This window comes from Sulfuritalea sp., assembly GCF_031426875.1.
Classification (GTDB): domain Bacteria; phylum Pseudomonadota; class Gammaproteobacteria; order Burkholderiales; family Rhodocyclaceae; genus Sulfuritalea.
The window spans coordinates 88,019-113,347 of sequence record NZ_JASJPC010000008.1; the positions used below are offsets into that span (position 1 = coordinate 88,019).

The following is a 25,329-nucleotide window of genomic DNA, read 5'->3' on the forward strand; positions in this document are numbered from 1 at the left end:
GCAGACATGTTGAAACCGATGGATGTAGGAGCGAGCTTGCTCGCGACAACGGCTTATCGCGAGCAAGCTCGCTCCTACAGGGAATGCGCCTTTTCCTTGCGCCTTTTCCTTGTTGACTGACTACTAGCCGCCGGCCTTGCCCAGGGAGAGCTTGAGCGGAACCTCGTGGTCATTGCCTTCGTGCTTCCCGGGCTCGCCGAGTATCACCCGCGCAGCCGGCGCACCGGCCTCCTTCAGCGTGGCCAGCGCGGCCTCGCCGCGTGCCTGCGCGAGCTGACGCAGCCGATCGTCGGGCAGGACTTCCTTGTCGCGCAGGCGCTGGTAGAGCACGGCATGAAAGTCGGCGCCCTTCAGCGCGCCGACTTCGCTTTCGCTGAGCTGGCGCGGCGGCCGCATCAGGCCGGTCAGGCGCGACATGACCCTGCCGCCCAGGCTTTCCTCAAGCTGGCCCGGATTGGCGCTGCGGAAGCCCTGCTTGAGCCCGGCCAGCTCGGCCTTGCCGAAGCGCTCGGCGAACAGCTCTTCGAGCGCCGCCTGGATCTGCGGCTGGCGCAGCGCAACCGGTCCCGGATCGCCCTTGGTGTCGCCGCTATTGCTACCGCTGTTGCCACCGCTGTTTCCTCTCTGGTAGCCGCTTTTTTGCAGCAGCGTGCGACGCAGTTGCAGGTCCTGCAGTGCGCTGCGGTCGGCTTCGTTCCAGCTGCCCTGCAGCGTCAGCGCCAGCGCCGGACGCTTGTTCAGCGCCGCGGCGAGCTTGACCAGCTTCTCTCGTTCCGGCGGCGTCAGGCGCCGCGCGCCGGCGTCGAAGGCGATGCTTTCGAGTTTCTCGTCGCCGCCGCCGAACAGCGCACCGAGCGCGCGGAAAGGCGCGGTGACGATCTTGATCAGGACATTGGTGATGACTTTCCAGACCAGGCCGCCATAGCTGAACTGCGGATCGTCGAGGCTGCCGCTGACCGGCAGGCCGAGGTCGATACGGCCATCGGAATCCTCCAGCAGGGCGATCGCCAGATCGAGCGGCAAATCCTTCGCGGTCGGGCTGGCGATGCGCTCGCCGAGCACCAGACGCTCCATCACCACCTTGTTCTGGCTTTGCAACTGGCGCTTCTTGATCACGTATTCGAGATCGAGCGAGAGCTTGCCGGAATTTATCCGGCGTCCGGCGAAGGTCGCCGAATAAGGCGTCAGCCGCGTCATCTCGACATTGCGGAAGATCACCCGGATGTCCATGAAGTCGGTCGGATCGAAAATATCCACCTGGCCCGCGGCGCGTGCCAGGCCGTATTCGTCCACCTCGCCGTCGAGTTCGAGCTGGGCATGGGCGCCGGGGCGCGAGGAAAGCCCGGCCAGCGATCCGCGCAAGCGATGGATGCGCGCGCCGAAGGGCAGCAGCAGCGACTGGTCGGCAAAATCGAGTTCACCGTTGCGAAAACGCAGGCGATCGATGTCGACCAGGAAAGCCGCCGCGGCCTGCGGCTTCGCTGCGGCGGCCGCTGCCGGCGCCGCAGCCGCGGTGGCAGCGGCCGCGCCGCCGGCTGGCGCCGCCGGCGGCGCACTGTCGGTTGCTGGCGCATCGCCGCGGCGCAGGATGCGCTTGAAATTGGTCGACTTGTCCGCCGCGATCAGCAGCTGCGTATCGAGACCATCGAGCGTCAGTTCGGCGATATGAAGCTGCTTCGCCGTCACTTCGAGCTGGCGCGTCGCCAGCGACTTCCAGGCGAGGAAAGCCGTCTGCGTGCCGGCCTCGTTGAGGCGCAGGTCGCTCAGCGCCAGGCTGCCGCGATAGGCCGTGGTTTTTTCGTTGTGCACCAGCTTGCCGGCGGCGGCCAGACGACCGCCGGCAAGGTCGAGCGCGGCGTAGCGGCCGAGGAAGGCCTGCGCCGGCTTGAGCGCCAGGTCGTCGAGCTTGAGCTGCAGCTCCGCGGCCGCCGTGGCCGGTACCAGCTTGCCGTCGAGCGTCAGGCTGCCGCCGCCGGTGACGCGCAACGCGGCCTTGAGCGGCAACGGCTTCTGCAGTTTGTCGCTGACGCCTGCCACGCTGAGCGCGATGTCGGCGAATCCCAGTTCGAGCGCCGGCTTGGTCGATTCGTCGCGCAGGCTGGCGTCGAAGCCGCTCAAGGCGACGCGTTCGATTTCGTAGCGCCAGGGCGCGGCCGGCGGTTCCGCCTTGGCCGGCGCTACCGATGCCGCCGGCGCCAGCGCCTGCAGCACGGCCAGCAGGTCGATCGCGCCCTTGGCGTCGCGTCGCGCGGCGATGCTGCCGCCCTTCAACTCGACGGCGCCGATCTTCGCGCTGCGCCGCTCCAGGTCGATCTGCGTCGGCGCCAGGGCGATCGCGGTCAGCGACAACATATTGCCGCGCGTCTTGCCGTCGCGTGCCGCTTCGAGGCGGGTCCCGCGCAGTTCCAGGGCGCCGAATTCGAGCTGCCGCGTGGCGAGTTCGAAGCGACCCCGCTGCAGCTCGATGGCCTCCACGGCGAGCAGCGGCGCGCCCGGCGCCCGCGGTTTGCGCAACGCGAGCCCGGCGAGCTTGACGGTAATCGGGTCGAGCTTCAGTTCGAGCTTGCCCGCGGCATGGCCGACGCGGTAGTCCAGATCCAGGCTGGCGACGCCATCGGGTGGCGCGAGGCCGAGTTCGGGCGGCAGATGCGGCTGGAGCAGGGCAGCGAGCTTGCCCAGGTCGATGCCGCGCAGATCGATATGGCCGCTGGAACCCAGCGGGTTGAGCGTGGCTTCGCCGGTCCATTCGAGCTGGGCGCCGAAGGCGGTCTTCGCCGTCAGCCTGAAGCGGCCCGAGTCGTCGGGCAGGGTCGAGATGTCCTTGAGTTCGAGGTCGAAGGATTCGATCCGGCTGACAAAGGGCGGCACGCTGCGCCGGTCGGCGATATCGGCCTGCGCCCCGGTCAGCGCCAGATGCCGGATATCGATGCGCGGCAGCGGCGCAGCGGGCTTGGGCTCGTCCTTGCCGACAAACGCGGCCAGCAGGCGGCTCCAGTTCAGCGGGCCCTGCGCGCCGTCGCGCAGTATTGCGCTGGCCCGCAGGCCGTCGAGCCGGATGTCGTCGAACACCAGGCCGCGCTGCGTAATGCTGGCGGCGGAGAGATCGACCAAGAGTTCGTTGAAGGCCAGCAGCGGCGCGCCTTCCGGGTCTTCGAGCGTGAACTCGCGCAGGCGCAGACTGAGCGCCAAGAGATTGAATTCCGGCTTGGCCAGGCTCAGGCGGTGGCCGCTTTTCTCGGCGACGATCTGCTGCGCCTGCGACTGCAGGATGCCCGGCAGCGCCAGCCAAACCACGCCGAACAAGATGAACACGGCGGCGGCGGCAAACAGGATTGCCTTGCTCATGCGCTGAAGCGTGATCGCCATGTCTTTGTCCTATGGAAATACCGGCGGCAGACTCATCAAGCGTGGCCTATGCCGGCATAGTACGCCACGACGCCTAGCCGGAGCGCACTGCGGGCCGACCGCCAGCGGCCCGCGTCATCAGTCGCCGCAGCCAGGCCTTGCGCATTTCTTCCAGCAGCCACATCGCCGCGGCGCCGGCCAGCGCCAGCAGCCAGACCTCGACGCCGATGGCCGCGGTGCCGAACAGCCAGTTGCCGGCCGGGGTGTAGATGATGAACAGGATCACGCCGAGTTCCGCCGCCAGCCCCAACAGGATGTAGCGATTGCTGAAGAGTCCGAAGGACAGCGAGGACTTGAACGGGTGGCGGCACAGGAACACATTCATCATCTGCATCACCACGATCGCGGCCAGGCAGGCCGAGGTCGCCTGCAGGTACAGCGGATCGTTCCTGTCGAGGGCTACGCCGTAATGCCAGCCGGCGGCTTCGAGCACGAAGCAGAACACCGCCATGGCCGCCGCAGCTTCCAGCACGCCGAGAAACAGGTAGGCACGGGCCAGCAGACCCCAGGACAGCAGCCGCTCGCCGCGTGCCCGCGGCGGCCGTTGCATCACCTGCGGATCGGGCTTTTCGGCGCCCAGCGCGAGGGCCGGCAGCATGTCGGTGCCGAGGTCGACAGCGAGGATCTGGATGATGGTCAGCGGCAGCGGAATGCGGAACAGGACGAAGGCCAAATAGGGCACCAGTTCGGGAATGTTCGAACTCAGGATGTAGGTGAGGAACTTGCGGATGTTGTCGAACACCGCGCGTCCTTCCTCGATCGCGGCGACGATGCTGGCGAAGTTGTCGTCGAGCAGGATCAGGTCGGCCGCCTCCTTTGCCACGTCGGTGCCGCTGATACCCATGGCGATGCCGATGTCGGCGGTCTTCAGTGCCGGCGCGTCATTCACGCCGTCGCCGGTCACTGCGACGATCTCGCCCTTTTTCTGCAAGGCTTGGACGATCAGCATCTTCTGTTCGGCGGCGACGCGGGCGAAGATGATCTCCTTGGCATCGAGCGCGAGTTGCAGGTGCGCCGGCGATATGGCGCGCAGTTCGTCGCCGCCGATCACCACCGGCTGTTCGGATTTGACCAGGCCGATCTGGCGCGCGATCGCCAGTGCCGTGTGCGGATGGTCGCCGGTGACCATGATGATGCGGATGCCGGCGCTGGCGCAACGCGCCACGGCATCGGGAACTTCCGCTCGCGGCGGGTCTTCCAGCCCGACCAGCCCGGAGAGGATCATGCCGCGTTCTTCGTTCGGCATGCCATCGTTGACTGAGCAATGGGCAAAGGCCAGCACACGCAGCCCGGCCTCGGCCATCTGCCGCTGAGCCGCCAGCAGGCGGGTTCTTGCCAGCGGATCGAGCGGCACCGGTTCGGCGTCACCCGCGGCGTCGAACTGGACGAAGTCGCAGGCCGCCAGCACGGTCTCCGGCGCGCCCTTGCAGTAGAGCATGTGGCCCTGCGGTGTTGCGCAGAGTACCGACATGCGCTTGCGGTCGGTGTCGAAGGGAATCTCGTCGATCCGCTTGTGGTCGGCAAGTTCACCGGCTACCTGCCGGCCCATGGCGGCCAGCGCCACTTCCATCGGGTCGCCGAGCAGCGAGTTTTGACCATGCGCATCGACGATCTTCAGGCTGTGGCAGAGCGCCGCATTGACGAACAGCTCGCGGTTATCGTCCGTCAGGCGCGACTGCGAAGCGAGGTCGTCAAAGTCGAGAAAACCGCCGCCCAGCCACAGGCGCTGCACCGACATGCGGTTCTGGGTCAGTGTGCCGGTCTTGTCGCAGCAAATCGTCGTCGTCGAACCCAGCGCTTCGACGGCAGGCAGGTGACGCACCAGGGCGTTGCGCTTGGCCATGCGCTGCGTTGCCATGGCCAGCGACAGGGTCACCGTCGGCAGCAAGCCTTCCGGCACGTTGGCGACGATGATGCCGATGGCAAACAGCAGATTCTCCCAGGTCGGCAGGCCCATCGCCTGACCGACGAAGAACAGCGCCACGCCCATGCCCGTGGCGAGCGCCGCGACGATGCGCGAAAGGCGCGCAATTTCGCGCTGCAGCGGCGACGAGGCCGCGCCGGCCGTCTGCGTCAGGTGGGCGATGCGGCCGAACTCGGTGCGCATGCCGGTGGCGTACACCACGGCACGCGCCTGCCCCGAGACCACAGCGGTTCCGGCCAGCACCACGTTCTTTGCATAGAGCGGCGAATCTTCGGCACTGGGATCGGTGTTGCGCGCCTTGGGCAGGGATTCGCCGGTCACCGTCGCGGTGTTCACGCGCAGCGCGAAGGCCTCGATCAGGCGGCAGTCGGCCGGAATGAAATTTCCTTCTTCCAGCAGCACGATGTCGCCGGGCACCAGTTCGCTGGCCAGCAGCTCGACGATCGCTCCGCCGCGCAGCGCCTGCACCTTCTGCGGCAAAAGCTGACGCAGCGCCGCCACGGCCTGTTCGGCCCGGTATTCCTGCCAGAAGGCAAATATGCCATTGACGACGATGACGCCGACGATGGCGAAACCGAGGCGGCCCATGCCCTGGCCCGGATCGAAATAGTCGGCGAGGAAGGCCAGTGCGGCGCCGATCCACAGGATGATGGCGAAGAAATGGGTGAATTCGCGGGCAAAGCCGAGCAGCAGATGCTCGCGCGCGACTTCCTCGACATGGTTCGGCCCGAACTCGGCCAAGCGGCGCGCCGCCTCGTCGGCAGTCAGGCCGGCCGCCGTGGTCTTCAGGCTGGCAAGCGCCTGCTCGGTGTCGAGGCCATGGATATGCATGGCCTAGCCCATCATCTGACTCCGGCGCGTTGCAGTCGTGCCCGCAACGCGGCGATTTCATCGAGCAGGTCGAGCGCCAGCGCCACGCCGGGCGGATTGATTTCCAGATCCTGCGACAGGCGCAACGCCAGCCGCGCGCGGCGCAGCGATTCGCCGCTGAAGCGCCAGTCCTGGGGAGAGCTGCCCGCCGGTTCCAGCACGCCCTCGAAAACCCAGGCCAGCACGTGCTCCTCTTCGGCGCTGCAGGCCTGACAGAGTTCCACCAGCGTAAATCGAACTTCCTCTTCGACCACCGGCCCCTCTATGTATGTCATGGCGATTGGGTTCATCAGGCTCATTCCTCCAGGGCTTGTCTGGGGTTGAAGTCAAAGGCCTCGGCCATCGCGCGGTAAGCCTCGCGCGCGGCTTCGCTGTCGGCCGGCGGCAGGGCGATGGTCAGCACCACGTACAGGTCGCCCGGCGGCGTGCCAGGAATACCGCGGCCTTTCAGGCGCAACTGGCGACCTGCCACCGAGCCGGGTGGAATCGTCAGGCGCACCGGTCCTTCCGGCGTCGGCGCCATCACCGCGGCGCCCAGCGCCGCTTCCCAGGGCGCCAGCGGCAGGTTTGCATAGACATCGCGGCCGTCGGCGCGAAACTTCGGATCGGGCTTGAAGACGATTTCCAGGTAGAGGTCGCCCGCCGCGCCGCCGCCCAGCCCTGGAGCGCCCTGGCCGGTCAGACGCAGGTGCTGGCCGGCACGAATGCCTTTGGGAATACTCACGTCGAGCTTGCGCTCCTGCAGGGCAACGCGGCCCTCTGCGTCGAGCTCCGGCATGCGCAGCGCAATGCTGCGCTGGGCGCCACGGTAGGCATCGAGCAGATCGATCTGCACCTTGGCATGGTGGTCCTGACCCTGGGCGCGCATGTGTCCGCGCTGGCCGGTCCCGAAATGGTGACCGAACAGGGCTTCGAAGAAGTCGCTGTGCTCGCCGCCTGGACCGGCGCCGAAGTCGCCGCCGCTGAATTCGAAGCCGGTATCCCAGCCCGGCGGCGGCTGAAAGTCCTGCCCGGCCTTCCACTGGCTGCCCATCTGATCGTAGGCCGCGCGCTTCTCGGGGTCCTTCAGCACCGCATAGGCTTCACCCAGCTCCTTGAAGCGCGCCTCGGCATCTGGATCCTTGCTCACGTCCGGATGGAATTTGCGCGCCAGCTTGCGGTAGGCGTGCTTGACCTCGTCCTGGGTTGCGCTGCGCGTCAGGCCGAGGATCTCGTAGTAATCCTTGAACTTCATGATGCGGGGCTCATCGCCGCGATCTGCACGCCGTTGCCCGCTGCTGCCCGCTGCTGCCTGATGCGGATCAGGCCGGCTGGCGGCGGTCGAGGTATTCGCGCAAGCGGCGCCATGCCTGCCAGCCGATAAACGCCCGGCGTCCCCAGCGCCAGGCCCTGCGCGGCCGGACCACGGCCAGCGCGACGCCGGCGGCGACCACCAGTTGCGGGTTGCGCCCCATCCAGCGGGCACCTTCGACCGCGCAATCCGCCGCGCCGAAAACCGGCGCCAACCCGGCGGCATGGCGGCCGAAATCGCTGCGCAGGCTCGCGCTGGCGATCTGCAGTCGCTGCCTCTTCAAGGCAAGTTCGAGCGCGCCGGCGTTCACAGCGGTCCGCCGCCGTCCCTTGCCGACAAGGCATCCCGGTCCTTGCGCAGTTCGGCCAAACTGCCGGAAAACAGCGTCGAGCCGGCGCGTGCCCGGCTCATCGCCAGCGCCAGGCAGACACCGCCGGCGCCGAGGAAAAGCGCCGAAAAAACGCCGAGAGCAAGCAGACGATGGCTTTCCCACAGCATCACGGTGAGAAAGATGGCAAGGAAGATCAGGCCGGCTGCGATGCACAGAAAGGCGGCGGCGCCATAAGCCAGCAGGGAAATCAGCCGCACCCTCTCCGCGGCCACTTCGACACCGAGGAGTTCGAGGCGATTGTGCAGCAGCTTGACGCCGGTGCCGAGCAAACCCTTGCTCGACGCGAACAAACCACCCTGGTCCGGCGTGCCGCCGGCCGCATCAGCCATGGCTGGGTTCAGCGACGACCGATCAGCAGGCCGACGATGAAACCGAATCCGGCCGCGACTCCGACCGAACGCCAGGGATTGTCATGCACGTAGTCGTCGGCGGCGCGGCCGACCTGCTTGGCCTTGTCCACCACCACCGCCTCGGCTTCAGCCAGCTTGATCTTGGCGGCAGCAAGACTATCCTGGGTCCGCGCGCGGATCTCGGCGACCTTCTCACCCGCCTGGCCCGCGGTGGCGCGCAGCAGTTCTTCCGTGTCGGCGATCACCAGCTTTACGTCGGCGATCAGTTTGTCCTTGGTTACATCCGTCATGTCGCTCATGTTTCTCTCCTGGAATAAAGGTCTTGCAGTTGAAGGCTACCCATTTTGTCGCTGCGCCGCAATGATCCATGTCATACGCAACTGAAGTCGTAATCCACCGTCAGCGGCGCGTGATCGGAGAAACGCTGCGCCTTGTAGACCGCCGCCCGGCGCGCAGAAGCCGCGAGGCCCGGCGTCGCGATCTGGTAGTCGATGCGCCAGCCGACGTTCTTGGCCCAGGCCTGGCCCCGGTTCGACCACCAGGTGTAAGCCTCGCCGGTCGCTTCCGGCAGCAACTTCCGATGCACGTCCACCCAGCCCAGATCGTCGAATACCGACGACAGCCAGGCGCGCTCCTCGGGCAGGAAGCCGGAGTTCTTCTGGTTGGACTTCCAGTTCTTCAGGTCGATTTCCCGGTGCGCGATATTCCAGTCGCCGCACAGCAGGATTTCCCGCCCGGCGCGCCGGGCATCGTCGGCCAGGCGTTCCAGTTGCGGCCGGAACTGGTCGAGGAAGCGGAACTTGGCCTGCTGCCGCTCTTCCGAGCTGGAGCCCGAGGGCAGGTAGAGCGAGACCACCGACAGCTTGCCGAAATCCGCTTGCAGGTAGCGCCCCTCGGCATCGAACTCGGGGTTGCCGAAACCCTCGACGATGCGGTCGGGCGCCTGCCGCGAATAGATGCCGACGCCGCTGTAGCCTTTCTTCTCGGCCGCGTGGAAAAAGCCGTTGAAGCCCGCCGGCGCGCGCAGCGCCGGGCTCAGGTCGGGCAGTTGCGCCTTGAGTTCCTGGACGCAGACGACGTCGGCCTGCTGCGTCGCCAGCCAGTCGAAAATCCCCTTGCCGGCCGCGGAACGGATACCGTTGAGATTCAGAGTGAGTATTCGGAGCATGTGTCTGTGCATGTAGAATGCGCTGGATGAATGCGAACGCCGACCACACCGCCGCCAGCGAGTTGAGCCGCGAGTTTATCGCCTTCGCCTGCGAGCTGGGCGTGTTGCGCTTTGGCGAATTCAAGACCAAGGCCGGGCGCCTGAGCCCCTATTTCTTCAATGCCGGATTGTTCAACGATGGCGCATCGCTGGCGCGCCTCAGCGATTTCTACGCGCGCCGCATGCTGGCGGCCGGCGTGCAGTTCGATGTGCTGTTCGGGCCCGCTTACAAGGGCATTCCGCTCGCCGCGGGCACCGCCATGGCGCTCGCCGGCCTGGGGCACAACACGCCCTATGCCTATAACCGCAAGGAAGCCAAGGACCACGGCGAAGGCGGCACGCTGGTCGGGGCGCCGCTCAAGGGACGCGTGCTGATCATCGACGACGTGATTTCCGCGGGCACTTCGGTACGCGAATCGGTGGAACTGATCCGCGCCGCCGGCGCCGAACCTGCCGCCGTGCTGATTGCCCTCGATCGCCAGGAACGCGGCCAGGGTGAGCTTTCGGCGGTACAGGAAGTGGAACGAAATTACGGCATGCCGGTGATCAGCGTTGCCAGCCTGACCGATTTGATCGATTATCTGTCCGGCCATTCGGAACTTGAAAGCAAGCTCTCCGCCGTGCGTGCCTATCGCCTGCGTTACGGCATCGACTGATGCCCTCCACATCTCCAGGGAGAACCCCCATGCGCCTGATTTCCGCCCTGCTGTTTGCCTCCTCCGCCCTGCTGGCCATGGGCGCCGCCGCCCAGACCCGCATCTATTGCTGCGATGACGCCAACGGACGCAAGGTCTGCGGCGACTTCCTGCCCACCGCCTGCCAGGGTCGGGCCTACGAGGAGCGCGACAATCGCGGCTTTGTTTCGAAAAAGGTCGAGGCGCCGCTGACAGCGGAGCAGCAGGCACGCCGCGCCGCCGAACTGGCCAGGAAGGAAGAGGAAGCCAAGAGGGCCGCCGAGGAGCGTCGCCGCAACCTGGCCTTGCTGGCGACCTATTCCAGCGAAAAGGACATCAACTCGGCGCAGACCCGCGCCCTGGCCGAAATCGACAAGAACATGAAGCAGGCCCAGCAGCGTCTGGAGGAAGCCAACAAGCGCAAGAAGAAACTGGAAAGCGACAGGGAGTTCTACCGGGGCAAGCCTTTGCCCGAGCAGGTCAAGGCGGATATCCGCGACAACGAGAAGGAGATCGCGGCGCAAAAGACCGCGGTCGCCGCCAAGTCCAAGGAAATGGACGAAGTCCGCAGCCGCTTCGCCGACGAGAAGAAACGCTATCTTGAACTGACCGGCAAGAAGTCGATGGAAGCCGCGCCTGCCGCGCCTGCCGCGCCGGCTCCTGCACCCGCCGCAGAGCCTGCCGCCGCGCCTGCGGCACCGACTTCTTCGAAGCCGGCCGCGCCGTCCTCGAAGAAACCGGCCGAATAAGCTTCCTCTGCCGCCGGGTCAGGCGCCGAGTTTTTTCTTCAGCAGGTCGGTGACCTGCTGCGGATTGGCCTTGCCGCGGGTGGCCTTCATGGCCTGTCCGACCAGGGCATTGAAGGCCTTTTCCTTGCCGGCACGGTATTCGTCGACCGACTTCTGGTTGGCGGCCAGCACTTCATCGACCAGCGCCTCGATCGCGCCGGTATCGGTGATCTGCTTCCAGCCCTTGGCATCGATTACCGCGTCGGCATCCTTGCCGTCGCCGGCCCAGAGCGCGTCGAAGACATCCCTGGCAATCTTGTTGGAAATCGTGTTGTCGGCAATGCGGCGCACGATGCCGGCGAGCTGCGGCGCCGACAGCGGGGCGGCGGCGATCTCCAGCCCCTCCTTGTTGAGGCGCGCTGACAGTTCGCCCATGATCCAGTTGGCGACCGGCTTGGCGTTTTCGCGGCCGGCGGACTCCAGCGCGGCCTCGAAGTAGGCCGCCATCTCGCGCGACGCCGTCAGCGCCGCCGCGTCGTAGGCGGAAAGCCCCAACTCGGACTGGAAGCGCTGCTGCATGGCCTGCGGCAATTCGGGCAAGCCCGATTGCACCTGGGCGATCCAGTCCGCCTTGATTTCCAGCGGCAGCAGGTCAGGGTCGGGGAAATAACGATAGTCGTGCGCGTCTTCCTTGGTGCGCATAGCGCGCGTCTCGCCCGTGTCGGGATCGAACAGCACCGTGGCCTGGCGAATCGCACGGCCTTCCTCGATTTCGGCGATCTGCCACTGCACCTCGAAGTCGATCGCCTGCTGCATGAAGCGGAAGGAATTCAGGTTCTTGATCTCGCGCCGGGTGCCGAGAGGCTGACCCGGACGGCGCACCGAGACGTTGGCGTCGCAGCGGAAGGAGCCTTCCTGCATGTTGCCGTCGCAGATGCCGATCCATTGCACCAGCGCATGCAGCGCGCGGGCGTAGGCGACCGCCTCGGCCGACGAGCGCATGTCCGGCTCGGTGACGATTTCCAGCAGCGGCGTGCCGGCGCGATTGAGGTCGATGCCGGTGCGGCCGTGGAAGTCCTCGTGCAGGGACTTGCCGGCATCTTCTTCGAGGTGGGCGCGCGTCAGATGGACGAATTTCTCCACCGCCGTCGCATTTGGGTCATTTGCAGCACCAACTCTTATCGCCAGGCCGCCGCCGGAGACCACGGGGATCTCGAACTGGCTGATCTGGTAGCCCTTGGGCAGGTCCGGGTAGAAGTAGTTCTTGCGCGCGAACACCGAGCGCGGCGCGATCGTGGCGCCCACGGCGAGGCCGAACTTGATGGCGCAGACCACGGCCTCGCGGTTGAGCACCGGCAATACGCCGGGCAGCGCGATATCGACCGCGCTGGCCTGGACGTTGGGCTCGGCGCCGAAGGCGATGCTGCTGCCGGAAAATATCTTCGATTTCGTTTGCAACTGGGCGTGGGTTTCCAGCCCGATCACGACTTCCCATTGCTTATCCCGGCTCATTTCGCCACCTCTGCCGATTTGGGCATTTGCACGTGCCAGTCGGTAACTTGCTGGTATTTGTGCGCAACGTTCAACATCCTGGCTTCATCAAACAGGTTGCCAATGATCTGCAGGCCGACCGGCATGTTGTTCCGGCCGAAGCCGCAGGGCAGCGACATGCCCGGCAGGCCGGCGAGATTGGTGGAGATGGTGTAGATGTCCGACAGGTACATCTGCACCGGATCGGCGCTCTTGGCGCCGAAGGCGAAGGCCACCGAGGGCGAGGTCGGCCCCATGATCACGTCGCATTGCTGGAAGGCGGCCTTGAAGTCGGCGGCGATCAGGCGGCGAATCTTTTGCGCCTGGAGGTAGTAGGCGTCGTAATAGCCGTGGGACAGCACATAGGTGCCGATCAGTATCCGGCGCTTGACCTCGGCGCCGAAGCCCTGCGCCCGGCTGCGCGAATACATCTCGGCCAGGTCGGCATAATCCGGCGCACGGTAGCCGTAGCGCACGCCGTCGAAGCGCGAGAGATTGGAACTGGCCTCGGCCGGGGCGATCACGTAATAGGCCGGCACGGAAAGACCGGAATTGGGCAGTTGCACCTCGACCGTGACGGCGCCCAGCTTGCGATACTCGGCCAGCGCCGCCTCGACCGCGGCGCGCACGTCCTCATCCATGCCCGCGCCGAAAAATTCCTGCGGCAGGCCGATCCTCAGGCCGGCCAGCGGCTGATTCAGGTCGCGCGTGTAATCCTCGGCCGGGCGTTCGAGCGAGGTCGAGTCGCGCGCATCGAAACCGGCCATGGCATTGAGCAGCAGCGCGCAGTCTTCGGCGCTCTTCGCCATCGGCCCGGCCTGGTCGAGACTGGAGGCAAAGGCGATCATGCCGTAGCGCGACACCGCGCCATAGGTCGGCTTGAGCCCGGTCAGCCCGCACAGGGCCGCCGGCTGGCGGATCGAGCCGCCGGTGTCGGTGCCCGTCGCCGCAGGGCTGAGCCGCGCCGCGATGGCGGCCGCCGAGCCGCCCGAGGAACCGCCGGGTACGCAGGAGAGGTTCCAGGGGTTCTTCACCGGGCCGAAATACGAGGATTCGTTCGACGAGCCCATGGCGAACTCGTCCATGTTGAGCTTGCCCAGCATGACCATGCCGGCGCCGGCGAGCTTGTCGACGACATGGGCATCGTAGGGGGCGACGAAGTTCTCCAGCATCTTCGAGCCGCAGCTCGTGCGCCAGCCCTTGGTGCAAAAAATATCCTTGTGCGCCAAGGGGATGCCGCACAGAGGCGAAATCGCCGGGGCACCAGCGCCAAGTCTTCTGGTCTCGTCGGCGGCTTGCGCCTGGGCCAGGGTCTTGTCGCGGTCGAGCGCGATGAAGGCGTTGAGGTCGGGATTGAGCCGCTCGATGCGGTCGAGGAACAGCGTCGCCAGCTCGACGGCCGAGACTTTTTTGGCTGCCAGCGCTGCGGACAACTGCTTGAGAGAGGCGTTGATCATTTCATTTCGTCGCCGTAACGCGGCGGCGCCAATCAGTAGCCCCCGCCCTCGGGGCGGGGGAGGGGGGGTGGGGGGACTTTGCGGGTGAATGAAGCGATAGCTTCATTCCACCACCCTCGGCACAAGGTAAAGCCCGGCTTCGGTTTCCGGTGCCACGGCCTGGAAGTCGGCGCGGCGGTCGCTCTCGGTGACGACGTCGGCGCGCAGGCGCTGCACCACATCGACGGCATGCGCCATCGGCTCGATGCCGGCGGTATCGACGGCCTGCAGTTGCTCGATGAAGCCGAGGATGTCGTTCAGTTGGTCGCGCGTGGTTTCGCGCTCCGCCGCCGAGAGTTCGATGCGGGACAAAAGAGCGATGCGGGAGACGTCTTCCAGATTCAGGGACATGGCGACAAGTGGGGTTGATGACGGGGCCCCGTCGGAAACCAGGCCGGCGCATTGGCCGAATCGACGGGCGCGATAGGTTATCATATGCGACCTTCTGGCCCCAGCCCTTCCTGGGCGGGCTTCAACATTGGAACCACGATGTTCGGCTTTCTCCGCTCCTATTTTTCCAACGATCTCGCGATTGACCTCGGTACCGCCAACACGTTGATTTACGTGCGCGGCAAGGGCGTCGTGCTCGACGAGCCTTCGGTCGTCGCCATCCGCATCGAAGGCGGTCCCAACGCCAAAAAGACCATCCAGGCCGTCGGCCGCGAGGCCAAGGGCATGATCGGGCGCAATCCCAAGGAAATCCAGGTCATCCGCCCGCTCAAGGACGGCGTCATCGCCGACTTCACCGTCACCGAGCAGATGCTCAAGCAGTTCATCAAGCGCGTGCACGAGTCGCGCCTGTTCTCGCCCAGTCCGCGCATCATCATCTGCGTGCCCTCGGGCTCGACCCAGGTCGAACGCCGTGCCATCCGCGAATCCGCGCTCGGCGCCGGCGCCTCGCAGGTGTACCTGATCGAGGAGCCGATGGCCGCGGCGATCGGCGCCGGCCTGCCGGTGTCGGACGCCACCGGCTCGATGGTGGTCGACATCGGCGGCGGCACCACCGAAGTGGGCGTGATTTCGCTGGGCGGCATGGTTTATGCCAACTCTGTGCGCGTCGGCGGCGACAAGTTCGACGAGGCGATCATCTCCTACATCAGCCGCAACTACGGCATGCAGATCGGCGACAACAGCGCCGAGAACATCAAGAAGCAGATCGGCTCGGCCTTCCCCGGCGCCGAAGTGCGCGAGATGGAAGTCTCCGGCATCAACCGTGCCGAGGGCATCCCGCGCAAGTTCACGATTTCCTCCAACGAAGTTCTCGAAGCCCTGTCCGAACCGCTCAACCAGGTGGTCAAGGCGGTCAAGGACGCGCTGGAAAAAACCCCGCCCGAACTCGGCGCCGACATCGCCGAGCGCGGCCTGGTGCTGACCGGCGGCGGCGCCTTGCTGCACGACCTGGACCGCCTGCTGACCGAGGAAACCGGCCTGCCGGTGATCGTCGCCGACGATCCCTTGACCTGCGTCGCACGCGGCTCCGGCATGGCGCTTGAAAAGATGGACAAACTTGGCAGTATTTTCGCCAACGAGTAAAGCCCGCCCCGTGTAGCTTGCAGATTGGTCCCGTAGCTGCAGAACGCCGGGGCTCACCGGGTCTCCATCACATTTCGAGGGCGTAATGCCTTGATGTCCGTCGCTGGCCATGTTCCGCCACCCTTTTTCAAACGGGGTCCGGCGCCGCTCGTGCGGCTGGCATTTTTCGTCTCGCTTTCCCTGCTGCTGCTGATCGCCGACCTGCGCTTCCATACCCTGGAATGGGCGCGCCTGGCCGTCGCCACGGTCGCCTGGCCGCTACAGCGCGTGACCTGGATGCCGATCGACGCAGCCGGCGATTTCGGCGCCTATCTGGCACGACAATCCACGCTGCTGAAGGAGAACCAGGAACTGCGCCGGCGCCAGCTGGAAGCCGCCAACCTGCTGCTGCGCCAGCAGCACCTGGAGCAGGAGAACCTGCGCTTGCGCGCCCTGCTCGACATGCGTGCGCGGCTGCCGGTGGAAGGCCGCATCGCCGAGATCCTGTATGCGGCACGCGATCCGTTTTCGCGGCGGGTGATCATCGACAAGGGCAGCCAGCATGGCATTGCCGGCGGCCAGGCGGTGGTGGATGAGGTCGGCGTGATCGGCCAGGTGGTGCGGGTGTTCCCGCTCACGGCGGAAGTATTGCTGCTCACCGACAAGGATCAGGCGATACCCGTCGAAGTGCAGCGCAACGGCTTGCGCGCGGTACTGGCCGGCGTCGGCGCCGGCATGATGGAACTGCGCTTCCTGGCGTCGAACGCCGAGGTGCAGGTGGGCGACGTGCTGGTGACTTCGGGACTCGACGGGGTCTATCTGCGCGGCCTGCCGGTGGCCAAGGTGGTCAAGATCGACCGCGACAGTTCCTACTCCTTCGCGCGCATCACCTGCGCGCCGCTGGCCGGCGTCGAACGCCACGGCCTGACCCTGGTGCTGGGCGCCCGCACGGCCCTGCCGCCACAGCCCGACGACGCGCCGGCGACTCCCGAGCGACCCGCCGGCGGCAAGCGCATCAAGAAAAAGGCTAAATGACAACGACCCTACCCCCAGCCCCCGTCCCACGGCCGGCTTTGCACAGCCGGCCGGCTGCGGCAGCACGGAGCAGTGCTCCGCGAATTCCTGCCTCCGCCCCCATGGAAGGAGTGACCACGGTTCAACCGCTACGCGGTTTCCATGTTTTTGGCTGCACGCCCCCTTGGGGCGGCCCGGCGGAGGCGTAGATGCAACCCACCCATTCCTCGCGCCGCATCCTGCTGCCGGTCAGAAACTGGTTCATCGTGCTGACGCTGTTCCTTGCCCTGCTGCTGAACCTGGTTCCTTTCGGCCGTTTGCCCGGCATTCCCGACTGGGTGGCGCTGGTGCTGGCCTTCTGGTGCGTGCACCAGCCGCTGAAAGTCGGCATGGCGGCGGGCTTTGTGCTCGGCCTGGCGATGGACGTCGCCGATGCCAGCGTAATGGGACAGCATGCGCTGGCCTATGTACTGCTGGCCTTTGCCGCGGCGGGCCTGTCGCGCCGCGTGCTGTGGTTTCCCCTGGCGCAGCAGGCACTGCATGTATTGCCGCTGTTCCTCGGCATGCAGCTGGTGATGATGATCGCGCGCATGATCGGCGGCGCCGAGTTTCCCGGCGTGCTGTGGTTTCTTTCCAGCTTCGTCGCTGCGCTGCTCTGGCATCCGGTGACCTACCTGCTGCTGATTCCGCAGTTCCGCCCGGAAGACAAGGACGTCCATCGACCGATATGATCAGGGCCTTTTCCCCAATCCCCTTCCCACGAGAAGGGGGTGACATCGGTTCGGGGCGGCCCGTCGCCGGCGCGCGCTAATGGAATTCAAGAACCCACAGCAGGAACTCGAGCGCTTCCGCGCGCGGCTTGTGGCGGCGGGCGGCTTCGTGCTGCTCTGCTTCACCTTGCTGTTCGCCCGCTTCGTCTGGCTGCAGGTGGTCCAGCACGAGTACTACCAGACCCGCGCCGAAGACAATCGCATATCGCTGGTGCCGATCGTGCCCAACCGCGGCCTCATCGTCGACCGCAACGGAGTCGTGCTGGCGCGCAACTATCCGGCCTATACCCTGGAAATCGTTCCCTCCAAGACCGGCCAGCCGGAACAGGTCATCGATGGCCTGGCGGAGATCATCGACATCCAGCCCAAGGACCGCAAGCGCTTCCGGCAACTGCTGGAAGAAAGCCGCAACTTCGAATCGCTGCCGATCCGCACCCGCCTGACCGACGAGGAGGTGGCGAAGTTCATCGCCCATCGCTACCGCTTCCCCGGCGTGGACATCAAGGCGCGGCTGTTTCGCCAGTATCCGGGCGGCGCCTTCGCCTCGCACCTGCTGGGCTATATCGGTCGCGTCAATGACCGCGATCTGGAGAAGATCGAGGCCCGCGAGGGCGAGGCCAACTATCGCGGCACCGAACACTTCGGCAAGACCGGGCTGGAACAGCGCTACGAGTTCGAGCTGCACGGCGAAACCGGCTTCGAGCAGGTCGAGGTCGATGCCGGCGGACGTGCCGTGCGCACCCTGGCGCGCAGCGCGCCGGTGCCCGGCAACAACCTGACGCTGACCGTCGACGCCGAACTGCAGCGCATCGCCGAGCAGGCCTTCGGCGACCGCCGTGGCGCGCTGGTCGCCATCGATCCGGCCAGCGGCGGCATCCTGGCTCTGGTGGCAGTGCCCAATTACGATCCCAACCTGTTCGTCGACGGCATCGACACGCAGAACTGGAAGGAACTCAACGAGTCTCCCGACAAGCCCATGGTCAACCGCGCGCTCAACGGCGCCTACCCGCCGGGTTCCACCTTCAAGCCCTTCATGGCGCTGGGCGCCCTGACGCTGGGCAAGCGGCGTCCCGAGCAGGTGATTTCCGACCCCGGCTTTTTCAACTTCGGCGGCCACCATTTCCGCGACGACAAGAAGGGCGGCCACGGCATGGTGGATATGTACAAATCCATCGTGCATTCCTGCGACACCTACTACTACATGCTGGCCAACGACATGGGCATCGACAACATCGCGGCCTTCATGGGCAGCCTGGGCTTCGGCAGCCGCACCGGGATCGACATCGACGGCGAATCGGAAGGCGTGCTGCCCTCGCAGGAGTGGAAGAAGAAGCGCTTCAAGAAGCCCGAGCAGCAGAAATGGTATGCCGGCGAAACCATCTCGATCGGCATCGGCCAGGGCTACAACGCCTACACGCCGATCCAACTGGCGCACGCCACGGCGATCGTCGCCAACAACGGCGTGGTGTTCCGTCCGCATCTGGTGAAGCACATCACCGACACCAGGACCGGCAACAAGACCCTGATCGAGCCGCAGCCGGTGCGCAACCTGGGCCTCAAGCCCGAGCATCTCGAGGTGATCAGAAATGCCATGGTCGGCGTGAACAAGGAAGGCACCGGCGCCCGCGCCTTCGCCGGCGCCGAATATGTCTCGGCCGGCAAGACCGGCACGGCCCAGGTGTATTCGCTGAAGGGCGCGGACTACAAGGCGGGAAGCGTCAAGCACGAACTGCGCGACCATGCCCTGTTCATCGCCTTCGCGCCGGCCGAGCAACCGAAGATCGCGCTTGCCGTGCTGGTCGAAAACGGCGGCTTCGGCGCCCAGGCCGCCGCCCCGATCGCGCGCCAGGTGCTCGACTACTATCTGCTCGGCAAGCGGCCGCAGGCGCCCGCCCCCGTCGACGAGGCCGCCGTAGAGGAGGACGAGGAATGAACCACGGCATCGGTCTGGCCATGCTCCGCAATTTCGCGCAGCGCCTGGTGGCGCCGATCGACGGACCCCTGATGCTGATCGCCGGCCTGCTGCTGCTGCTCGCGGTGGGCATGATGGGCAGTGCCTCGCCCGAACGGCTCAATACGCAACTGGTCAATGTCGCGGTGGCGCTGGTGGTGATGCGGATCGCGGCCCAGGTGCCGCCGCAGCGCCTGATGCACATGGCGGTGCCGATCTACCTGGCCGGCTTGCTGCTGCTGATCGCCGTGGCCCTGTTCGGTGACGTATCGAAGGGCGCGCGACGCTGGCTCAATCTCGGCTTCATGCGCACGCAGCCGTCCGAGCTGATGAAGATCGCCATGCCGCTGTTGCTCGCCTGGTACTTCCAGCAGCGCGAAGCCATGCCGCGCCTGCGCGACTACGCCATCGCCGCCGTCCTGCTGCTGCTGCCGGTGGCCCTGATCGCACGCCAGCCCGACCTGGGCACGGCCGTGCTGGTGCTGGCGGCCGGCTTCTACGTGATCTTCTTTGCCGGACTGTCGTGGAAGATCATGATCGGCATGGCCGTTGCCGCGGCAGCCGCCGCACCGCTGGCCTGGAACATGCTACACGACTACCAGAGGAATCGCATCATCACCCTGCTGGACCCGGAAAAGGACCCGCTGGGCAAGGGCTTCCACATCATCCAGTCGACCATCGCGATCGGTTCCGGCGGCATCTTCGGCAAGGGCTGGCGGGAGGGTACCCAGGCGCAACTGGAGTTCATCCCCGAGCGCCACACCGACTTCATCTTCGCGGTGTTCTCCGAGGAGTTCGGCCTGCTCGGCAACCTGCTGCTGCTCTTGCTCTACGCGCTGCTGATCGCCCGCGGCCTGCTGATCGCGGCCAATGCGGCGACGCTGTTCTCGCGCCTGCTGGCCGGCGCGGTGACCATGATTTTCTTCACCTACGCCTTCGTCAACATGGGCATGGTGTCCGGCATCCTGCCGGTGGTCGGCGTGCCGTTGCCGCTGATCAGCTACGGCGGCACGGCCCTGGTGACGCTGTTCATCGGCATCGGCATCCTGATGTCGATTCACGGCAATCGCATGCTGGTGCAGAAGTGAAGACCAGAAGCTTTTTGGCCACAGAGGACACAGAGAGCACAGAGAAGGGCAAAGAGAGCTTTCCCTCTGTGCGCTCTGTGTCCTCTGTGGCAAACAGGTTTTGCTGTTTGAGTCGTTTGTCGTTTCTGTTTCTGGCAACCTTGCTCGCCGCTTGCGGCACGCAGGCGCCGCGCCCGGTCATCGACCGCGCCGAGGCGCCCGCGGTCGCCGTACCGGACTCTGTCTGCCTGGGATGCCCCTTCGGGGGCAGGCAAGCGGCAACTCCCGGCGGCACGGCAAAAAAACCGGCGCCGGTGATCAAGTACAGCGGCGGTTTCTACCAGGACGACGGGCCCGGCGACCAGCCGCCGCCGGAAGTCATCGACGCGATTCCCGATGCGGTGCCGAAGCCGGAGCCGCTGCATCGCTTCGCCAACAACCCCTACTCGGTGTTCGGGCGCGACTACGTGCCGCTGCGCACGCTGCAGCCCTACAAGGCGCGCGGCACCGGCAGTTGGTACGGGCGCAAGTTCCATGGCCAGAAGACCTCCAGCGGCGAGCCCTACGACATGTACGGCATGACCGCCGCGCATCCGACGCTGCCGATCCCGTCCTATGTCCGCGTCAGCAATCCGGCCAACGGCCGCGCGGTGGTGGTGCGCGTCAATGACCGCGGCCCCTTCCATGCCGGACGCGAGATCGACCTTTCGTGGACCGCCGCCTGGAAGCTCGGCTATATCGGCAGCGGCAGCGCGGTGGTCGAGGTCGAGAGCGTCCTGCCCGGCCAGACCCTCGCCGCGGCAGCGCCGCCGCCGACCCCGCCGCAAACAGTCGAAAATGACGACCCGATCGCCAGGCTGGCGGCGGCCGCAGCCGAACCGCCGCTGCCGCAGGTGCAGGATGCGCGCGGCCATTTCCTGCAACTGGGCGCCTTCGGCAATCGCGACAATGCCGAGGCCTTGCGCGCACGCCTGACGCGCGAACTCGGCGAACTGTCCGCCAAGCTGGTGGTGCAAGCGGCCGGCAAGCTGTTCCGCGTCCAGCTCGGGCCCTGGCCCGATGCCGCGGCGGCGCAACTGGCCGGCGGACGCCTGCGCGAAATCCTCGGCATGGCGCCGGTGATCGTGCAGCGCTAGCGCCGGCCGCTCGGGCAAAGCGGTGGCCTCGGGTGCGCCGCTTATAATCCGCAGTCTTTGCCACTCCGAACTCTTCGATGCGATTCCTTGCTTTCATCTTCGCCCTGCTGCCGATTGCGGCCAGCTACGCCCAGGCTATCCCCGCGCCCAATCTGAGCGCCCGCGCCTGGATCCTGATGGACTACGCCAGCGGTCAGGTGCTGGCCGCGCAGGACGCCGACACGCGCCTGGAACCGGCCTCGCTGACCAAGGTCATGACCACTTATCTGGTCGCCGAGGCGCTGGCGCAGAAGCGACTGGACCTGCAGCAACCGGTCACGGTGTCCGAGCGCGCCTGGCGCACCCAGGGGTCGCGCAGCTTCGTGCCGGTGAACAAGGGTGTCTCGGTCGATGACCTGTTCAAGGGCATGGTGATCCAGTCCGGCAATGACGCCTCGGTGGCGCTGGCCGAAGCCATCGGCGGCAGCGAGGAGGCCTTCGCCGCGATGATGAACCGCACGGCGCAGCGCATGGGCCTCAAGGACACGAACTTCCTCAATGCCAGCGGCTACTTCGAAGGCCCGGCGCCCAACCACTATTCGACGCCGCGCGACCTGGCGCGGCTGGCCGCGGCGCTGATCCGCGACCATCCGGAAACCCATGCCCTGCACGCGACCAAGGAATACACCTACAACGGCATCCGTCAGCACAATCGCAACCGCCTGCTGTGGGCCGATCCGACCGTCGATGGCCTCAAGACCGGGCATTCGAATGCGGCCGGCTACTGCCTGATCGCCACCGCCAAGCGCGGTCCGCGGCGATTGATCTCCGTGGTGCTCGGTACGCCCTCCGAAGAAGCCCGTACCCGCGATTCGCTGAACCTGCTCAACTGGGGCTACACCGCGTTCGAATCGGTCAAGCTCTACGACAAGGGCCAGGCAGTTTCCCAGCTCAAGGTCTTCAAGGGCGCGCAAAACCTGGTCGGCGCCGGCTTCGCCGAGGATTTCGTGATCTCGGTGCCGCGCGGCATGGCCGACAAGGTCAGCGCGCAAATGGTCAGCCGGCAGCCGCTGGTCGCCCCCGTGGCGGCAGGCGCCGTGATCGGCACACTGAAGCTGGCGGTGGGCGGCCAGCCCTGGGGCGAATACCCCGTTGTCGCGCAGAGCGCGGTGCCCCTGGCCGGCTTCTTCGGCCGGCTGTGGGACGACATCCGGTTGTACTTCCAATGACGGCGCGGGTCTTCCTCAATGGGCAGTGGCTTGCGCCAAAAGACGCCAATGTCTCCGTCATGGATCGCGGCTTCCTTTTCGGCGACGGCGTGTATGAGGTGATCCCCGTCTATTCGCGGCGGCCGTTCCGCCTCGAACAGCATCTGGCGCGATTGCAGCAAAGCCTCGACGGCATCCAGCTAGTCAATCCGCATGGTATGGCGGAATGGATCGCGATCATCTCGCAGCTGGCGCAGGAAGCCGAATGGGAAGACCAGTCGATCTACGTTCAGGTCACGCGCGGGCCGATGGCGGTGCGCAACCACGCCTTTCCGAAGGAGATTCGGCCCACCGTGGTGGTACTCGCCGAGCCGATGCTGACGCCGCCTGCCGGCCAGCGCGAGCAGGGTATCGCCGCGGTTTCCGCGGCCGACATCCGCTGGCTGCGCTGCGACCTGAAAACCACCTCGCTCCTGGCCAACTGTCTGCTGCGCCAGATGGCCGTGGCCGCCGGTTGCGTCGAGACCGTGCTGTTCCGCGACGGCTTCCTCACCGAAGGCTCGGCCTCCTCTATTTTCGTGGTCAAGGACGGCGTCCTGCTGGCGCCGATCAAGAACCACCTGATGCTGCCCGGCATCACCTACGACATGGCGCTCGAACTCGCCGCGCAGCACGGCCTGCCGCATGAAGTGCGCGACATCACCGAAGCCGAGACGCGCGGCGCCGACGAACTCTGGATGTGCTCCTCGACCAAGGAAGTGCTGCCCATCGTCACGCTCGACGGCAGGAAAGTCGGCGCTGGCGGCACGCCGGGTCCGGTGTTCGCGCAGATGTACGCCTGGTATCAGGAGTTCAAGGCGACGGTGATGCGCGGTGGGTAGCACCATTCGCCGGGCTGCCCCAAGAATGGTGCAGCGTAAGACATGGAGCCGCGCAGCGGCGAACCGTCGTCACCCCCTTCCCCGGGAAGGGGGATGGGGGGCAGGTCGATGACCACCCTGCTCGAGTTTCCCTGCGACTTCCCGCTGAAGATCATGGGCGCCAACGACGCAGGTTTCGCGCAGGCGATCGCCGCCGTAGTGCTCAGGCACGCCCCGGACTTCGACGTCGCGACCATGGAAATGCGTGCCTCGAAAGCCGGCAACTATCTTTCGCTGACCTGCACCGTGCGCGCCGTTTCGCAAGCCCAGCTCGATGCGCTTTACCGCGAATTGACGGCGCACCCCGCAGTCAAAGTCGTATTGTGATCGTCAAGACCCTGGGGCGCGTCGATTACGCAGCGACTTTCGCCGCGATGCAGGAGTTCACCGCCGCGCGCGCTGCCGACACCGAAGACGAACTCTGGATTTGCGAGCATCCGCCTGTCTTCACCCAGGGCCTCTCGGGCAAGCCCGAGCACCTGCTGCGCGACATCGGCATTCCCGTGGTGCAGATCGACCGCGGCGGTCAGATCACCTACCACGGCCCCGGCCAGGTCGTGGTCTATTTGCTGCTCGACCTGCGCCGGCGCGAGATCACGGTGCGCGGCCTGGTCAATCGCATCGAGCAAGCCGTGATCGACCTGCTCGCTGGCTACGGCGTCAGCGCAGCGCGGCTGGAGGGCGCGCCCGGCGTTTATGTCGGCAATGCCAAGATCGCCGCGCTGGGCCTGCGCATCAAGCACGGCTGCAGCTACCACGGCGTATCGCTCAATGTCGACATGGATCTGGCGCCCTACACCGCGATCAACCCTTGCGGCTACGAGGGCATGGCGGTCACCCAACTGCGTGCGTATTTGCCACAATGGCGCAGCGCCGATGGAACTGCGATAGTAGGCAAGGCCCTGGCAGAACAGCTGGCCCGGCAACTGGACGAAACGATATGACGACGAAGCAAAAAGGCGAGGCCAAGACCGCCCGCATCCCGATCAAGGTGGTGCCCGCCGCAACGACCCTGAAAAAGCCCGACTGGATCCGCGTCAAGGCCGGCAGCAGCGCGGGCCGCTTCGGCGAGATCAAGCAGATCCTGCGCGAACACCATTTGCATACGGTGTGCGAGGAAGCCACCTGCCCCAACATCGGCGAATGCTTCGGCAACGGCACGGCGACTTTCATGATCCTCGGCGACCTGTGCACGCGGCGCTGCCCCTTCTGCGACGTCGGCCACGGCAAGCCGCTGCCGCCCGACGCGGAGGAGCCGGAGAAGCTCGCGCGCACCATCGCCGCAATGAAACTCAAGTACGTGGTGATCACCAGCGTCGACCGCGACGACCTGCGCGACGGCGGCGCCCAGCACTTCGCCGACTGCATCGCGAAAGTGCGCGAATATTCGCCGGGAACGAAAATCGAAGTGCTGGTGCCGGACTTCCGCGGCCGCCTCGACATCGCGCTGGACATCCTCGCGGCAACCCCGCCCGACGTGATGAACCACAACATGGAAACCGTGCCGCGGCTCTACAAGCAGGCGCGCCCCGGCGCCGACTACCAAAACTCGCTGCAGCTGCTGAAAGCTTTCAGGGCGCGCGTACCCGGCGTGCCGACCAAGTCCGGCCTCATGGTGGGCCTCGGCGAAACCGACGAGGAAATCCTCGACACCCTGCGCGACCTGCGCGCCCATGAGGTCGAGATGCTGACCATCGGCCAGTACCTGGCGCCTTCCGGCCACCACCTGCCGGTGCTGCGCTACGTGCACCCCGACATCTTCGCCATGTACGCCAGAGAAGCCGAAGCCATGGGTTTCACCCACGCCGCCTCGGCGCCGCTGGTGCGCTCCAGCTACCACGCCGACCAGCAGGCGCACGGCGCCGGAATTGCCGGCACCTGAGAGTTGGCGATGGCGGGACGGCGG

Annotated in this window: 24 protein-coding genes; 13 read left to right on the plus strand and 11 right to left on the minus strand. The window is 66.1% G+C overall.

Translation table 11 applies throughout. From position 1 onward, the window contains the following. Positions 1 to 123: 123 nt before the first annotated feature. The 8 genes from RMO95_RS03975 to RMO95_RS04010 all read right to left on the minus strand — a co-directional run bounded on the left by RMO95_RS03975 (position 124) and on the right by RMO95_RS04010 (position 9,399). A complete protein-coding gene (locus tag RMO95_RS03975) occupies positions 124 to 3,366 on the minus strand; it encodes a DUF748 domain-containing protein (protein WP_310449297.1) in 3,243 nt (1,080 codons plus the stop codon). A 73-nt stretch (positions 3,367 to 3,439) separates the two neighbouring features. After that, positions 3,440 to 6,160 carry a cation-transporting P-type ATPase gene (locus RMO95_RS03980; RefSeq protein ID WP_310449298.1) on the minus strand — a complete coding sequence of 907 codons (2,721 nt, stop codon included), beginning with the start codon at positions 6,158 to 6,160 and terminating at the stop codon, positions 3,440 to 3,442. An 11-nt stretch (positions 6,161 to 6,171) separates the two neighbouring features. Beyond that, a complete protein-coding gene (locus RMO95_RS03985; protein WP_310449299.1) occupies positions 6,172 to 6,489 on the minus strand; it encodes a chaperone modulator CbpM in 318 nt (105 codons plus the stop codon). Positions 6,490 to 6,494: 5 nt separating this feature from the next. Next, positions 6,495 to 7,433: a DnaJ C-terminal domain-containing protein gene (locus RMO95_RS03990; RefSeq protein ID WP_310449300.1), complete on the minus strand. Its 939-nt coding sequence runs from the start codon at positions 7,431 to 7,433 to the stop codon at positions 6,495 to 6,497. Between the two features lie 67 nt (positions 7,434 to 7,500). Beyond that, positions 7,501 to 7,800, minus strand: coding sequence for a YqjK family protein (locus RMO95_RS03995; protein ID WP_310449301.1), 300 nt, complete (start codon positions 7,798 to 7,800; stop codon positions 7,501 to 7,503). After that, positions 7,797 to 8,210, minus strand: a complete 414-nt coding sequence (locus RMO95_RS04000; RefSeq protein WP_310449302.1) for a phage holin family protein — start codon at positions 8,208 to 8,210, stop codon at positions 7,797 to 7,799. The genes RMO95_RS03995 and RMO95_RS04000 overlap by 4 nt, the downstream gene beginning before the upstream one ends. Positions 8,211 to 8,218: 8 nt before the next feature. Then, entirely contained in the window at positions 8,219 to 8,530 is a 312-nt protein-coding gene (locus RMO95_RS04005) for a YqjD family protein (RefSeq protein WP_310449303.1), read from the minus strand. Positions 8,531 to 8,601: 71 nt separating this feature from the next. Beyond that, positions 8,602 to 9,399, minus strand: coding sequence for an exodeoxyribonuclease III (locus RMO95_RS04010; protein ID WP_310449304.1), 798 nt, complete (start codon positions 9,397 to 9,399; stop codon positions 8,602 to 8,604). Positions 9,400 to 9,425: 26 nt separating this feature from the next. On the opposite strand from RMO95_RS04010, the gene pyrE reads away from it, so the two are divergent. Together pyrE and RMO95_RS04020 are read left to right on the plus strand one after the other, a co-directional pair. Continuing rightward, entirely contained in the window at positions 9,426 to 10,094 is a 669-nt protein-coding gene (gene pyrE / locus RMO95_RS04015; protein WP_310449305.1) for an orotate phosphoribosyltransferase, read from the plus strand. A gap of 29 nt (positions 10,095 to 10,123) precedes the next feature. Then, entirely contained in the window at positions 10,124 to 10,861 is a 738-nt protein-coding gene (locus RMO95_RS04020) for a DUF4124 domain-containing protein (protein WP_310449306.1), read from the plus strand. 18 nt (positions 10,862 to 10,879) lie between these two features. Here the strand turns inward: RMO95_RS04020 and gatB are convergent, their stop codons facing one another. From gatB to gatC, 3 genes are all read right to left on the minus strand, one after another. Further along, positions 10,880 to 12,352: an Asp-tRNA(Asn)/Glu-tRNA(Gln) amidotransferase subunit GatB gene (gatB, locus tag RMO95_RS04025; RefSeq protein ID WP_310449307.1), complete on the minus strand. Its 1,473-nt coding sequence runs from the start codon at positions 12,350 to 12,352 to the stop codon at positions 10,880 to 10,882. After that, positions 12,349 to 13,827: an Asp-tRNA(Asn)/Glu-tRNA(Gln) amidotransferase subunit GatA gene (gene gatA / locus RMO95_RS04030; RefSeq protein ID WP_310449308.1), complete on the minus strand. Its 1,479-nt coding sequence runs from the start codon at positions 13,825 to 13,827 to the stop codon at positions 12,349 to 12,351. Before gatA ends, gatB begins: the two co-directional genes overlap by 4 nt. Positions 13,828 to 13,929: 102 nt before the next feature. Continuing rightward, on the minus strand, positions 13,930 to 14,217 hold the full coding sequence (gene gatC, locus RMO95_RS04035) for an Asp-tRNA(Asn)/Glu-tRNA(Gln) amidotransferase subunit GatC (protein ID WP_310449309.1): 288 nt from the start codon (positions 14,215 to 14,217) through the stop codon (positions 13,930 to 13,932). Between the two features lie 138 nt (positions 14,218 to 14,355). Between gatC and RMO95_RS04040 the strand changes: the two genes are divergently transcribed. The 11 genes from RMO95_RS04040 to lipA all read left to right on the plus strand — a co-directional run bounded on the left by RMO95_RS04040 (position 14,356) and on the right by lipA (position 25,305). Next, positions 14,356 to 15,399, plus strand: coding sequence for a rod shape-determining protein (locus RMO95_RS04040; protein WP_310449310.1), 1,044 nt, complete (start codon positions 14,356 to 14,358; stop codon positions 15,397 to 15,399). A gap of 93 nt (positions 15,400 to 15,492) precedes the next feature. Further along, entirely contained in the window at positions 15,493 to 16,413 is a 921-nt protein-coding gene (mreC, locus tag RMO95_RS04045) for a rod shape-determining protein MreC (protein WP_310449311.1), read from the plus strand. A 188-nt stretch (positions 16,414 to 16,601) separates the two neighbouring features. Next, complete coding sequence (gene mreD / locus RMO95_RS04050; protein WP_310449312.1) at positions 16,602 to 17,123, plus strand: rod shape-determining protein MreD; 522 nt, start codon at positions 16,602 to 16,604, stop codon at positions 17,121 to 17,123. Between the two features lie 79 nt (positions 17,124 to 17,202). After that, positions 17,203 to 19,095, plus strand: coding sequence for a penicillin-binding protein 2 (gene mrdA, locus RMO95_RS04055; RefSeq protein ID WP_310449313.1), 1,893 nt, complete (start codon positions 17,203 to 17,205; stop codon positions 19,093 to 19,095). A gap of 20 nt (positions 19,096 to 19,115) precedes the next feature. Next, positions 19,116 to 20,201: a rod shape-determining protein RodA gene (gene rodA, locus RMO95_RS04060; protein ID WP_310449467.1), complete on the plus strand. Its 1,086-nt coding sequence runs from the start codon at positions 19,116 to 19,118 to the stop codon at positions 20,199 to 20,201. Positions 20,202 to 20,308: 107 nt separating this feature from the next. Then, on the plus strand, positions 20,309 to 21,316 hold the full coding sequence (locus tag RMO95_RS04065; RefSeq protein ID WP_310449314.1) for a septal ring lytic transglycosylase RlpA family protein: 1,008 nt from the start codon (positions 20,309 to 20,311) through the stop codon (positions 21,314 to 21,316). A gap of 77 nt (positions 21,317 to 21,393) precedes the next feature. Next, positions 21,394 to 22,524: a D-alanyl-D-alanine carboxypeptidase family protein gene (locus RMO95_RS04070; RefSeq protein WP_310449315.1), complete on the plus strand. Its 1,131-nt coding sequence runs from the start codon at positions 21,394 to 21,396 to the stop codon at positions 22,522 to 22,524. Next, a complete protein-coding gene (locus RMO95_RS04075) occupies positions 22,521 to 23,384 on the plus strand; it encodes a D-amino acid aminotransferase (RefSeq protein WP_310449316.1) in 864 nt (287 codons plus the stop codon). Before RMO95_RS04070 ends, RMO95_RS04075 begins: the two co-directional genes overlap by 4 nt. A 108-nt stretch (positions 23,385 to 23,492) precedes the next feature. Next, on the plus strand, positions 23,493 to 23,750 hold the full coding sequence (locus tag RMO95_RS04080) for a DUF493 domain-containing protein (RefSeq protein ID WP_310449317.1): 258 nt from the start codon (positions 23,493 to 23,495) through the stop codon (positions 23,748 to 23,750). Then, positions 23,747 to 24,367, plus strand: a complete 621-nt coding sequence (lipB, locus tag RMO95_RS04085) for a lipoyl(octanoyl) transferase LipB (RefSeq protein ID WP_310449318.1) — start codon at positions 23,747 to 23,749, stop codon at positions 24,365 to 24,367. The genes RMO95_RS04080 and lipB overlap by 4 nt, the downstream gene beginning before the upstream one ends. After that, positions 24,364 to 25,305: a lipoyl synthase gene (gene lipA, locus RMO95_RS04090; protein ID WP_310449319.1), complete on the plus strand. Its 942-nt coding sequence runs from the start codon at positions 24,364 to 24,366 to the stop codon at positions 25,303 to 25,305. The genes lipB and lipA overlap by 4 nt, the downstream gene beginning before the upstream one ends. Positions 25,306 to 25,329: the final 24 nt, after the last annotated feature.